Below are 14,121 nucleotides of genomic sequence, written 5' to 3'. Positions count from 1 at the left end.
CGTATACTTGGAGACAAGTACGTACGGTTCGGGGGGGAGTACATGGAAACCTATCATAGAAATATGATAAGGCGCTGGGTACTTACCCTACACAAATGATGATGTGGAATTGGCATTAGACCTTGCAGATAGAATAAATCAATTATTCGATAATCAATCTCTGCAGTTATTTAAAGGAGTATTTTTCAAGGGTCAGTATGTAGGATCTGCAGAGGTTGCAAGTGAAATAGAACACTCTTATAAGTATTTCACTAGATTTGAATTTATTTTTGAAATTGAGGGGTGTAGTTAATGTCACAATTTGACAAGTTTAACAGTAAGAATAAGAAAATGATTATTAAAGGTGCAGGTAAATTTATGGCTAAAATTCCAGGGTGTGATGAATTAATTACACTAGGTCACATGGCGAATATGCGTCTTGATGTGCAGTTGGATATGGTTGATATTGAAGGGGGAGACTCTTCAGCACCTATTGATACACTACTACGTAAAAAGGTAATTGATATTACTGCAGAGGATGCAAAATTTGATTTAAACATGGTACGTCTTGTGTTAGGGGCAAAACTTCGAGAAGGAGTTAGCGGCTTAGCCTATGAATTGAAAAATGAAACAGTAACAATTGCTGGCGATACTGAACCTGTTTCTATTAAATTATCTAGTCCAGTATTAACAGGTAGCGGAGCACCTAAAGTACAGATCTTCAACCAAGTTGCAGGTTCATTTGTACCAGAAACAGCAATTACAGTAAATGGATCAGCTATAACACTAAAAGGTGGTGCGGTTGAAGGTGATACTGTAGTAGTTTATTATCCTGTAGCATCATCATCTATCGATCCTGATGGTTTCGTATGGGTATTAGAAGAACGTCATGATGTTAAAGGTGGACTAGTGACTCTTAAGAATCCTCTATTTGGTGGATCTTTAGGTTCAGCTTCTTCTAAGACAGAGCATGTATCTGTAAGATTAGTAAAAGAGAATAAATTACTTAAAAAAGTAACAACTAATCCTGCAAAAGGTGAGTATACAATTGATCCTTCTACAGGGGAGATTAAGTTTAATGATTATCTTGAAGGAGAGCAAATTTATGTGAACTACAAGCGCCCAGAGGTTGTAGATGTAATGGCAATTGGTTCTCGTGATTTCCCTCTTACAGTATCTGTTGTTCATGATGGACATTTTGAACAAATGGATGGTAGCATTCAAGGTTACCAAGTTGAACTATATTCTTGCCGAGTGAAATCTAACTTTACATTAGACACAGCACGACAAACAGCAGCGACTCATAGTATTACACTTACAGTTATTGATGGGGAACGTACAGACAGTCGTTTAGGTTCTATTAAGCGTTATCAAATTGAAAAAAGTGGCGATGTTTGTTAATTAGAGAAGAGGATACTTATGTATCCTCTTTTTTATTAATTTATTTTTAAACATTTTAGATAAGGTGAGAATGGATTATAAAAATATCTATCACTTAAACCTTTTTTCGTAAGGTTGTTACATTTAACACATAAATTCTTATATTAGTTACGAGGTCGTTTAGGTGATCCCCTTCCTTGCGTCCTCTTTAAATTTAATAAGGGGTAATAGAGTAATATAGGGGGAGATTAAATGAGTGAACGTAATTTAGCAATTCCAAGTAGAGAAGAAGCTATCGAGGAACCTACTCTTGTAGAGGAAGCAGAGGAGAAGGTTGAAAAGCAAGAACCTAATAAACAAGAGGAAATAAAGTTAACTAAGCAGGAATCAGAGTTTATTGAAAAAGTATTCTTCGAAGAGGATGAAAAGGTAACATTACGTGATGGAAAAACCTATGCTATCCCTCCTTTAGGATTAAAAGATGCTAAAAACCTAATGAAAAAGTTGAATACAATTGATACAGGTGTCATTATTGCTAATTTAATTGCAGATGAAACAGGTAATGATAGTTATGATGAACTATTAGAGGTCCTATTGATGGGCTTTAAACCGTATTATAAAGAAATTTCAGCTCATTATTTAGGGGATTATATTGATATTGTAACAGCTAAAGAAATTATAGATATTATGATTGGACTTAATGGCTTAAAAAAGTCTTTATAGACTCTGAGGAAGAAGAAAAAGAATATGACGAAAATGCCTACGTTGATTGGGCAGAGATTTTCTTTAACTTAGGTCACTACCTGGGGATGAAAAAACAGGATATATGGGATTTGACATTACCTCAGTTAAACTATTACTTAAAGAAATGCCATAAGCATATAGAGTTTACAGTTAAGGTACATTCAATGTCCTTCACTGGGTTATTTGGGGGCGGTTCAGCTCAAGCTGCCGAACAGAATAATCTAAAACATAGTGATGGAAAAGAAGTAATTGACGGATATGAGGTTGCAAATGCTGATGACATGGAGTGGTTAGCAGGTATTCTCTAATAAATAATCCTGCCCTTCCTTTTTATTTGAGGATAGGGCGGGATTTTATTATGTAAAAGGAAGGTGAAATAAGTGACAGTCAATAATCAAAATATTGGTGCTACTATTGCACTAGAGTTTGATAAGTCAATAAAAAATATGAAAGAGTTTGGAGTACAGTTGGAACAGCTAGATCATCGTTTTGGTAGTATAGAAAAACGTATAGATGCTATGAAAAACTCTTTATCTTCGTTATCGGCTCAGACATCTAAGGCAGCGGGAAGCAACCTTAGAGCAAAACTTGAGCAAGAATTAAATAATATCGTCCAGGCAAATGGTATTACTTTATCTTCAGTTGGGACAGCACCTTTAAGTATTAAACAAGAAACCGTTCAACAATTGATGTCTAAAGTAGATAAAGAGTTAAATAAAACAATTGTAAAGATGATCAAAAATATAAACATTAATATGGATTCTGCTATGAATAATAGCGTAGTACCAGTTGGAAAAGATGAATTTAATAAAATTAATAAAGAAATCTCTAAGTTAATTAGTAATCAAATAAAACAATTAGTAAATTCCATTCGCGAAAATGGGGGGAATTTAGTAAATGCAGATAACTTGAGTGGACTTAAATTAGATATTTCTAAGGGAACGATTAAGCAAATTTTAGTAAGTATTAAAAATCAATTAAAACCTATTTTACTGAACCCAGAGGTTGCTATTGAAGGACAGACATTAACAATTTCATCGAAAGATTTATCTGAATTAACGAAAAAAGTAAGAGGGAAAATAAAAGATTCTATAAAATTTGATTTCGAGGGTGTTATTAGCGAAGAGAATAGCATTGATAGCGAGATTATAAAAACAGCTAAACGTATTGATAGTTTAATAGAAAATTATATAAAAGGCATACGAGGAGGGCTGCAAAAGATTGATCTCAAATCTGTAGAAGTACCTATGAAAAATATATCTAAACAACTTCAAAGGTATATTGCAAATGATTTAGGTGTTTCTCCAGCCGAGTTAGCTCATACTTTTCATTCTGTGGATCGAGGATCTCTAAGAGGATATGCTTTAAAAAGGCAGTTTGAAGGTATGGAAAATACAATTAATAAAAAGTTAACTGCAGGAACAAATAAAATAATGATGTCAATGAAACAATCAGTAAGAGCTGTGGACTTTGAACCTCATTCTAATATTACGCAATATTTAACTAGTGAAATTAACAAGCTGAATAAGCAAATTATTAAAAAAATCAAGGAGTCCGTTGATAAGCAGTTTGCACATATAAGGAATGAAATTCTAGAAATTAATACTAACCCTCAAAAGGCGAATAGTAATAGACAGTTAAGCTTTATTGCAGGAAATAGTGCTAATACTTTAAATAACTCAAGTGGATCAAATCATAGTAATACAAATAAAAATAATAGCGATTCTAGTACAAGTAAATCCACAAAACAAGACAATCCTTTTGATGGGTTTGGAATGGCTGGAGCGGTTACCAAAAAAGTTAGGAGCCTTGCTTCGGGCTCAATGCTAGATCCAATGGCTGCGATAACTAAAGCAATGGAAACCTTTAAAATTTCTCAGTTAGAACAGTTAAAGATTACACAAAACTTCTCTTTGAAACCAGAATATAAAAACAAAAATGGAAATACAGATTGGCTAAAATTAGATAATGATACTGGAAATCTAATGAATAATGTACGTGATTTATCTACACTTTACGGCATTGATTACGAAAGAATGTCTAAGGTAGCTGGTATAGCATCAAATGTAACAGGAGATAAACAATCTGCACGACAATTTGTTGATCAAGCTTCTAAGGTTTATCGCTTAGATAACAAATCAGACTTAGTTGAAACAATTGCTCCAGGATTACAGACAATTATGGCACAGTTTAAATTATCTGTCTGGGAGTTGGATGGAGTAGTTAACTCTTTTGCTGTTGCTACGAGTCAAACTAAAGCGAACAGTGAAGATATTATGAAGGCTATGTCAAAATCGGGTACAGCACTCCATTCAGTGGGAGTGAATGCAGAAGATGCAGTGACTTTAAATGCATTAGCTATTCAAACTTCAGGAGAAACAGGGGAGAATGCAGGTGCAGCCTTAAAAACGATTGCAGAGCGTATTACTTTACCATCTGTTTCTAAACAATTAGAAAGTTATGGTGTAAAGGTATTTGAAAAAAATGAGAGTGGTATGAAAGTACGTCGGAATTTCATTGATATCCTATCAGACACTGCGAAAGCAAGCAAAAATAAATATATTGGAGAAGATAAAGTAAAATCCATTCTGTATGGAGAAGGTGGGGCAAACCAGCCACCAAAACTGATGTCCTTTTTAGAGACCATGCATAAAGCGGGGATAAATAACAGTAAAGATTTATCGTATTGGAAGATTAAGCAAGAAATTAATGAATTTAAAAAAGATCCTGCACGCCTTCAAGAAATGATTGCGGTAACGATGAAATCACCTTCAGTGACAATGGAAAGAGCTGGGGTATCTGTTAATAATGCATTAGTGTCAGTATTAGATGCGCTAAATCCAGAGATTCAAACTTTAGCAAAAATTATTACAAACTTAGCACAGGGAATGGAGAAACATGCAGGGCTATTTGCACAGTTAATTACGATTTTAGGTAATGCCTTGGTAGGTTTTGGTGCTATTCATGGAGTAAAACGATTAGGTCAATTGGGTAATTATGAAGAGCATTACAAGAAAGCCACCATGGAAAATAAATTCTTTGGTGGTACATCTTTAACAAATCGTAAAGTGGACGGAGCGGTAGGTTTTTTAAATGATCATGTTTTGGGAGAGAGCCAAGATTTACGTAATCAAGTAAGTAACAAAAAATTCTACCGTGCGGCTATGAAAAATGATACGTTAAAAAGTTATTTTGAAGAATTAGCGGATTTAAAAGAGGATAGAAAGAATGAGATAAAAGAATATGTAAAAGATCATGGTGGAAAAGCTGAAAATATGACCGATTTTCTTAGCATCATGGATGAATCTAAAGGCTATTATAAAGGTGAAAAGAAAGAATTAACAGCTGATGAATTACATACTCGTTCAGCTTATAATGCTCGCAATCTTACCCAAAGTAAATTATTAACAGACGTTTTTACCACAAATTTCTCAGAGCATTTAGTAAATACCTTATCAAATAGGACTAACTTTGACAGTATGAATGAGAATCAAAAATCAACGGCTGGTCGTTTGGCTCAAATGGATGATCAAAAACGTATTGGATTTGAGACCTATCTAGATCAAAACTATCAAAGTGTAGGCAAATCAATAAATAATATGGATGGACTTAATAAGGCACTCGATGAATATGAGGCTAGTAACAGAAAGGCTACTATACAAACAAGACAAAGTACCACTGCGTACAGGGATTTATCAAGCGCCGTAAAAAAGGTAACTGATGAAGCTGAAGGAACATCTAAGAATAGAATGAAAGGGTTTCTCGATCTTATCGATACTATTCCTCAGCGTGCAAGAGGTGCTGGTGGAGCAATAATGGGACTTGGGAAAAATATTTTAAGTTTTGCAAAACAATTGGGAGCTTCATTAATGATTGGCGACTTGTTAACAACTTATTCTAATCAAAGTATGTTATCTGAAAAACAATTAAAATTACAAGAAATGGAAAGTGAGACAACTGGATCTGCAGATGCATATTTAGAAAGCATTAATACAAAGCCTACAGGGGGGTTATTGGGGGGTATTCCCTTCCTGATTGATAGTACGAAAATAGGTTATGGAAGTTTAAAGCAAATTATCTTTGGAGAAAGTGCTGCTGTAGGGCTGGGAGATAGAGAGAATTTCCGAACGAATTTTAAAGCTTGGATGGAAAAAGAATATGGTACTCGAGACCTTGATAAAGCTGTTACGGTCGAGAATAAAAAACGTGAAAAAGAAGCAAAAGATAAAGGTTATAATGGAATATATGAAAAAATAGATAAAAAAGGATTGACTAGAAAATATCTTGATGAATCAGGTGAGTATGCAAAAGTACAGAAAGCACAAAAAGAAGAATTCATTGAAAAGTATAAAAATGATGCTATATCAGAATCAGAAGAAAACATGCGTAGGGCGGCAGCTGAAAAAGCACGTAAAGCATGGGAAAATAAAATGATAGCAGATGGTCAATATGACTATTTTGCTTTTGAAGATATAAAAAATAGAATTCAGGATGGACAGAAATCCGTTAGCAGCAAAAATGAGTTAAAGTTAAATGATTTTCTTCAAAATGGTGGTAAAACAGATTCGTTAAATTATATGCAACTTCGTATACAGGGTATTAAACAAGAGCGCGAAGCATATAAAAATGAAATGGAAGAGCTTCATAAGTTTATCCGAGAACGAGAGAAAGAATTGGAGCAATTGGATAAGTCGGGAAAACGTTATACCACTGATCCTGAAACTGGTGAAAAAATTGAAACTCACGGATATCAAAAGGTTAAAGAATCTGTGGAAAGTAACAAGGATAAAGAAGATAAATTAAGAAAAGAATTTGAATTAGAAGATAAGAAAAAACAAATTGAAGCACAACGTATTAAAACAGAATTTTATATTAACGACACTCAGAAAGGATTTTCTAGAGCACAGGCTAAGAAACAGTATAAGGATACATTAAATGCTATTAGCATGAACACAGAGAGTCCTACTTATATTGATTCACAGATTGTTTCAAGCCAATCTATGATTGGAGAAATGAAAAGTAAACTGGCAAATCTGCAATCCCAACAGTTAGCAGATCCAGATGGTCAGTTACAAGATACTATTCAAGGATTGAGTCAACAAATCGCAAGTGCTGAATTAGAAGTTAAAAATTTAAGGATACAAAGGCTTACAGCTTGGAGACATGATTTCGGTAATAATATGGATGATTTGGAAATTAAGTACATGCAGGAACGTGTAAACTTTGGACCAAGTATAGGAGATGATAGTTTCTTAGCACGTGATCTAAGAGTAAGAGAATTACAAGATCGTAAATCACTTATAGATAAGACCTTAGCGGTAAGAATTGCAGAGCGAAATAGTGGTAAGTTTGAAGAAGGTTCATCTGAATACGAACAAATCATGAAAGATATTCGAGAATTGACAAAGCAATCTTTACAGGCACAGATTGGTATCCACCAAGAGTTAAGAGCACAAATGGGTGGAACATTTAATCTTCCTGAAGGCGTACAGGTTATGTCTCAGTATGATTATCTAACAAGTAAAGGTACACATTCAAACTTTAGTGTTCAATCAGGAGATATGTATGTCAATATTACGTTACCTAATGTAACTGGACAAACTTCTAGTCAACAGTTAGCGAATCTTGGAATGAATTTAGGAAAAGGATTAGCACAAGGTAGAACAACACCACTACGAAATCAGTTAAATTCAGCCCCTTGGGGATATCCAACATTCTAATTACAAAACCCCATCTAATTATTAGGTGGGGTTTCTTATAATACTAAGGGGTGATTAAATGGCACAACAAAAACCAAGTAAATCTAATGATGATGTATTTAAACGTAAATTATTTTATGATAACGGGATTCGTTTTGTACAAGTAAGGGGGCGTATGACTGGCGATTATAAGCCACCAACGCCAGTATTAAAATCCCATATAAACGAAAATATTCAATCTTCTGCAGGATTGGTAGGGAAAGGGACTTCTCATTATTCTACTACCATTCAATTTTTATTTGCGAGCAAAGAGGAATTTGCAGACTGGCTACAATTTATTGGTGCAGAACACAAATACTATGATGAAAAAGGCACGATTTATTTAGGGATTGTTAATGGTGATTTAGATATTAAAACAGCAGAATTTGAGACGAAATATATCATTACTGTAAACCTTATGTTAATTCGAAAACAAGATTTCGAATATCGTCATCAATATCCTTTTATAGATATTGAAAATCATTGGGCGCAAACGTATATAGATGAAATGCAAAAAAGGGGACTTATCACTACTTATGCTAGTGATGGAACACCTGTACAGTATTTTCAACCTGAAGTTTGGATTACAAGGGCTCAAACGGCATCCTATATGACAAGGACTTTTAAATACATCGAAAAGATATTGAGGGGGTATTAAAAATGCCAAAGCGATGGTTAGATGTGGGGCCAAAGGATTGGTTTTATCGTGCAGTATTAGAAACAGATAATATATTTATTGATGCAAAAAAAGAAGAAACCTTATTTAGTGGAAAAACCTATAACCAATTTATTGGTGGCAAGTCACGTCAGGTTCATAATTTCACTTCAACAGAGGGACAAACCAAGTTTGAAGTAAGCGGATATAAACCTGATTCTAGGGAAATGGTGTTTGTTTATATTGATGGGGTGCCTACACTTCCATCTAAACTTGAGGATAATTTTATACATATTGGTTACCCGTTAACCAATGGAAGAGAAGTTAGTATTCTTTTATCTGGGGTAGTAGAAATGCATGAAGGAGATCATACTCCTGAAAACTGTCAGATTTATCCCTTGATGAGCGGATGCTCTTTGGCATATCCGGCAAAAAAGTTAGAAAAAGCAAATAATTACGTATTTGATATCACTTACTCTTTAAATGAAATAGCAGTTTGCATGAACAAGAAGTTAAAGAGAATACATGTAGATGTAAATGAAGACGAATCCATACAAGATGCACTTACCAGAACCTTAGGATTTAAACGAGACTGTTTTACTATAATTAATGGATATCTTTATGTATCTTATAATTTAAATCAGTTTCCTATTTATGTGAATTACAATTATCAAAAGGGTGCTCAAATCAAAAATAGGCAGGGAGAAAAAGTTGTCCCTATGTCAAGTTGCGCACTCTATAATGATAGATTCTTTCCTGATATAACGATTTATAGAGGAGAGTTTTTTACTTTGTTACAACGTTTAAGAATGAATATTTATAATCGATATACAGATAGAGGATATGTGAATAATACAATTAAGCAAACGGAGAGATACATTAAAGATAAAGATAAAATTGTAGGAAAATGGTATGCCGAATCAGTCTTAAATATATTAGATGAAAAATTTAATGATGGTTGTTATGTATTTCCACTTTACGCAGACGATTCCTTTCAACCTGAGGTATGTGTAACTAGAGCTGAAGCAATTGTATATTTACATAGATTTACGGAATGGGCACTAGAAAGATTTAGATAGGGGGGGAATAAGGAATGCCGAACGTATTTGATCATAGAACTCCTGCGCCTCAGTTGTTAAATGACGTAATGAGAAAAGTTAATGCTTTAGGTCATGAACCTAGGGTTATTATTGAATTTGACAAAATGGCCTATGTACCAGGAATGAAAAATAAGTTTGAAGTTTGGGACAGAATTCGAGAAGCATCTATTGTGTATCAGGCAGCAGAGGCGACTTTAACAACACCAGTAGCAGGTGCTGAGCCAAGTTCTGTTACAAAAGGTGGAGAGTCAGGGGATAGGTTTGAGTATATTAAATGTGCCTTAAATAAATGGGTAAAACATTATAAGTGTCCCAATGTTGCTTATTTCTTTCTATTAGCTGTAGCAAAACATGAAACAGGATTTGGAACATTAGGACAAGGGAAACCTGAAAATGGAAGTTATATAGTAGGATATGGTTGCCCGGGTTCATGCAAGCCTGCATACAAAGGTATAGATACCCAAGCGAAGTATGCTGCAAAACGTTTTTCCGAGGCAATGAGGAGCAGATACGCAAAAATTTCCAATGGATATATGGATGCTAGTGATGTTGATTATTTCCATGAAGGTGGAGATAAAGGATATAAAAAGTGGAAGTGGTCAGCAGATGGACCTAACTGGAAAAAACTTGTGAAAAGCTATTTTGATAGAATTATTGGTGAATCTAGTCAAAAAAAATGGCATTGTAAAGAATCTGGTTCTATTATTAATAAAAATCTGTTTCCAAAGCATTCTACAAATCTAAATGTTTCCAAGAAGGAAGAAGACTGTGGTTGTGAGAAAGCTGAGACTTATACAATTGAGGAACAAAGGAAAGAAGTTCATAATGCAAGCTCTAGTGCATTATCCGGTGCTACTTTTCCTGTTGAAGGAATTTCATTTGGAAATGGTGCGAAAGTATCTTCACACCATATGAAACATAAGGGCGGGGGTGCACGTTCAGGGCATAAGGGTACTGATATTGTACATACATCCCAAGGGAAAATTAATGGTATGTGGGTAGTGGCGGCTTGGGCTGGATATGTACATAAGGCTTATAAAAGTACATCTTATGGTAATTGTGTAATGATTCAACATGATAATGGATATATGACAGTTTATGCTCACATGCAAAATAATTCTTTACAGGTTCGAAAAGGTGATTTAGTTAATCCAGGAACACGTTTAGGAAAAGCCGGAAATACAGGTCAATCTTATGGCGCCCATTTACACTTTGAAATTTGGAAAGGTGAATGGATTTATGGTGGAAATAATCATATTGATCCATATCCTGTTTTAACAGGTGCTCAAAAATTAGGAGTAGCAACAAGCGGTAAAGGTAATAATGGCGGCGGTAACACGGGCGGAAATGGTGAAGATGATAATAGTACAGGAAATGGAAGTGGTGTTAGTCAACCACCACCCAAAATGACCATTACCCAAAACATTAAGTTTAATAAGTGTTTCGATAAGGATGCAAATCTCGATGGGAATTGGCATGGACAAGAGAACATAACCCATTTTACAGCTTGGTCAACAGGTGAAAAGTATTTAGGTTTTAATGAGAATATTGCCAAAGGAGCAGTTGAAGATTTTGGGTATAAACATAACTTCTCTTCAGACGGATTTTATGAATATGCTTTCTATGCAGATCTTAAAGAAGGAGATTCCGTAACGGTTACATATGACGGAATGATTGTAAAACGATATACAAAAGAGAACAATACTACACAACCTACATATGAACCTCCAGTTTATGCAAAATGGGTTGCAAGTGATATACAAGGGACCAATTCACATATATTAGATTTCTCCTTAAATAATGTAAGTGGTGAGGCTGTATTTGGACTAAAATGCTTTAAGGTAGTGGAAATTGAGACTCAATACGGTGCACAATATGTTGATGAAAGGATCAAAGCTCGTAAACGTGATGTATGGGTTGATACAGGGGCATTTGTATACGATAAAACCTTTACAGTAGACCAAGATGTATTACAGTGGGAGATAAATAGCCATTTTGACGCCAGAGTCGCAACTGCAAGAATTACTTTAGACAATAAACATGGTATTTATTCTCCTACATATGAACGAGCCAATATCTTCCCTGAGAATTTAAGAGAAGCAGAGATGTCATATTATGAGAATGGTGCAATCAGACATGTGTTAAGTGAAGCTACCCCAGTACGTATTTATGCAGGCTATGGTGAAAACCTAGTAAGGGTTTTTACAGGACGTATAAGAGGAGAGATTGAGCAAAATTCTGATGAAAAAACAATTACTATTAATTGTGTAGATATGTACGATATGTTAGAAGAACATGTTTTTGATAGGGTCCTAACTTTTCCTCGAAGAGACGAGATACATGGTGATGAAAAACAACCAGTAACCATGTGGGTTAAATCATCTATTATTCATAATATCGTAAATGAGGCAGGAATGATTGGATGGAGGATCCATGAAGATGATTTGAGATATGCTGATGCGATTATTGAAGAAACGTATTATATTGATATCGATAGAGGTGGGAAAAAGGCAGTCGTCTGGGATACTAAAAGTCACCAATATGTCGAAAAAGATATAGCAACTGTACAAGATGCACAAGGTTATAAAAATCCTTATGTACAGGCGATAGATTTTTTAGAAGGTACAAGAGCATCTGATGCGGTTCATGAAGTGATTGGAGATATTATGTATCGCTCTTACTGTGATCGTTATGGAACATTTAGATTGGAAAATATCTGTAAAATTAATGCAAGTGAGGCAAAATGGTCATTTATAGATGGTGAGAATTTATATTCTCTTTCCACTTCTATTGACCATTCTCGTATACGTAATCATCTTATTATTGTTGGTAATGGTGGGCAAATTGAGCATTTTGTAGATAAAGATCTTCTTATATCTACAAAGGGTAATATGAGAACGGCTAAGATTGTTGCTGATTGGATTGATGAGCGATTTGGTTCAAATGCAAGAGGAACCAAAGAGGATATCTCGAACAAATTATTTTTTGATATGAAAAGACAAGCCCGTACTTTTAATGCCGTTGTTAAAGGAAATCCAATGATAGAGTTATTAGATGGTTGTTATGTTTATGATAGTAATACTTCTAATGCAGGGTATTATGTCATAAAAGGGAACCGACTTGTTGGAAATAAGGAAGGTATGTTAAATTTCCTAGAATTTACTTGGCATGACAAAGAGAATTATTATAGCTAAAAAACAAGGAGATTCCTACAGAACGTTAGGAATCTCCTTGTTTTTTCTTATAATGCTATGGAAAGCGAGGTGGAAAATGGCGCAAAAGAGTCATATGAACGTAAATGATGTATATCCAATACTTGATATGATCAATAGAAAAGTTAATCAAGGAAAGGGAACAAGACACCATTTTACTAGTCCGCTATTCAATGATGATAACGACAATGGTGTAACAACATTGAATTCTTCTCAATGGCAAGTAGAGTCATTTGAAGTCATAAGGAAAACAGAAAATTCAATAGCTAATCATGTAATTAATGAGATCAGAATTATTTATCGAAATGGTGCAATAGATAAAATTTCTTTAGTCCGTGGGCTCAATCCATCTGTATCTGATGAAATTCAAGATTATGAGTACATCAACAATATTATGATTACAGAAGTTTCTATAAAAACAGAGTGGTTTGGTAAATCCCAAGAAGTTGTTGCAAAGATTATAAGGGAAAATGATTACGGTAATTTTAAAAAGGTTAAACTCACGTATTTTGACTCGGAATGGGGCTGGAGTGAGGACGAAATCGAAGAAGATTCTATGCCGTCTAAATATGAAAATCCATCTGATTTTTATAACGGTAAATATAGTAATTATGAAGAAGTGATAGTAGAGGATTATGTAGACTATGCAGAAATAGGATATGCATCTAATGAAGAAATTGAAATCTCTCCAGATGGTTGGTCTGATGGATATAATCCATCGTCTCCTGTAGATGTTAATGTGGAACTCGGACCAAAGATAACAGATGAAATTTAGAGAGGAGGTCCTACATGAGTTTTGGAGCAAATGTAGTAGTTGGAGGGGAAATAGATAGAGTAGGTAGATTGGGTGGTGGACGTTTAGATTATCCATTTATGCCTACCAAAACAGTTCCTTATATAAAGGGGAAAATTTTAGAGGTACTAGGTACTTTAGGGCACTTTGATATTCAATTTATTCCTGATTTTGATATTGAGCTGGTCTCCGTAGCTGTAGGAGCATCTAGATATCATTCCTTTGATAATTGGAGTTTGTTTATTGGAGATGATCATAAAAATAACTACGTATTTGATGAAATTTATACGAAGGATTTACCAGAAGGTGCTTATTTAATGGCTGTGAAAACAGTAAAAGCAGGTACCCCAATTACATTCCGCTTTGATAATAAAGGTGGGCAATCGAAATATGTTTGGATAAACTTTCAATGTTTAAGGGATAATCCCACATTGCTATCAAGCTAACAAAACAAAAAACCCCCTAAAATGAAAAAATACGCTATTCTTTTTGTAGAATCATAGGAAAGGATGGCGTTTTT

The 14,121-nt window shown here is 34.5% G+C and carries 9 protein-coding genes; all 9 read left to right on the top strand.

The window, feature by feature from the left end; translation table 11 throughout:
- Positions 1-291: 291 nt before the first annotated feature.
- Positions 292-1,380: a hypothetical protein gene (locus MR169_RS27125; protein ID WP_000077130.1), complete on the top strand. Its 1,089-nt coding sequence runs from the start codon at positions 292-294 to the stop codon at positions 1,378-1,380.
- A gap of 231 nt (positions 1,381-1,611) precedes the next feature.
- Positions 1,612-2,082 carry a hypothetical protein gene (locus MR169_RS27120; RefSeq protein WP_000004089.1) on the top strand — a complete coding sequence of 157 codons (471 nt, stop codon included), beginning with the start codon at positions 1,612-1,614 and terminating at the stop codon, positions 2,080-2,082.
- A gap of 110 nt (positions 2,083-2,192) precedes the next feature.
- Positions 2,193-2,411, top strand: a complete 219-nt coding sequence (locus MR169_RS27115; RefSeq protein ID WP_226799801.1) for a hypothetical protein — start codon at positions 2,193-2,195, stop codon at positions 2,409-2,411.
- 72 nt (positions 2,412-2,483) lie between these two features.
- A complete protein-coding gene (locus MR169_RS27110; protein WP_242320347.1) occupies positions 2,484-7,823 on the top strand; it encodes a phage tail tape measure protein in 5,340 nt (1,779 codons plus the stop codon).
- Between the two features lie 58 nt (positions 7,824-7,881).
- Positions 7,882-8,499 carry an S-layer homology domain-containing protein gene (locus MR169_RS27105; protein ID WP_000068593.1) on the top strand — a complete coding sequence of 206 codons (618 nt, stop codon included), beginning with the start codon at positions 7,882-7,884 and terminating at the stop codon, positions 8,497-8,499.
- A gap of 2 nt (positions 8,500-8,501) precedes the next feature.
- A complete protein-coding gene (locus MR169_RS27100) occupies positions 8,502-9,575 on the top strand; it encodes a hypothetical protein (RefSeq protein WP_001126623.1) in 1,074 nt (357 codons plus the stop codon).
- 14 nt (positions 9,576-9,589) lie between these two features.
- On the top strand, positions 9,590-12,790 hold the full coding sequence (locus tag MR169_RS27095) for a M23 family metallopeptidase (RefSeq protein WP_242320346.1): 3,201 nt from the start codon (positions 9,590-9,592) through the stop codon (positions 12,788-12,790).
- A gap of 76 nt (positions 12,791-12,866) precedes the next feature.
- Positions 12,867-13,583: a hypothetical protein gene (locus tag MR169_RS27090; RefSeq protein WP_242320345.1), complete on the top strand. Its 717-nt coding sequence runs from the start codon at positions 12,867-12,869 to the stop codon at positions 13,581-13,583.
- 14 nt (positions 13,584-13,597) lie between these two features.
- Complete coding sequence (locus MR169_RS27085) at positions 13,598-14,047, top strand: hypothetical protein (RefSeq protein WP_242320344.1); 450 nt, start codon at positions 13,598-13,600, stop codon at positions 14,045-14,047.
- Positions 14,048-14,121 lie beyond the last annotated feature (74 nt).

The sequence above is a fragment of the Bacillus cereus group sp. BfR-BA-01349 genome (assembly GCF_022663795.1).
Taxonomy (GTDB): domain Bacteria; phylum Bacillota; class Bacilli; order Bacillales; family Bacillaceae_G; genus Bacillus_A; species Bacillus_A cereus.
The sequence above is the reverse complement of the archived record's forward strand: the minus strand, read 5'-3'. Positions and strand labels throughout refer to the sequence as shown.

Coding starts and splice junctions, on each gene's coding strand:
- MR169_RS27125 (WP_000077130.1), top strand. CDS start 292: ATGTCACAATTTGACAAGTTTAACAGTAAGAATAAGAAAATGATTATT.
- MR169_RS27120 (WP_000004089.1), top strand. CDS start 1,612: ATGAGTGAACGTAATTTAGCAATTCCAAGTAGAGAAGAAGCTATCGAG.
- MR169_RS27105 (WP_000068593.1), top strand. CDS start 7,882: ATGGCACAACAAAAACCAAGTAAATCTAATGATGATGTATTTAAACGT.
- MR169_RS27100 (WP_001126623.1), top strand. CDS start 8,502: ATGCCAAAGCGATGGTTAGATGTGGGGCCAAAGGATTGGTTTTATCGT.
- MR169_RS27095 (WP_242320346.1), top strand. CDS start 9,590: ATGCCGAACGTATTTGATCATAGAACTCCTGCGCCTCAGTTGTTAAAT.
- MR169_RS27090 (WP_242320345.1), top strand. CDS start 12,867: ATGGCGCAAAAGAGTCATATGAACGTAAATGATGTATATCCAATACTT.
- MR169_RS27085 (WP_242320344.1), top strand. CDS start 13,598: ATGAGTTTTGGAGCAAATGTAGTAGTTGGAGGGGAAATAGATAGAGTA.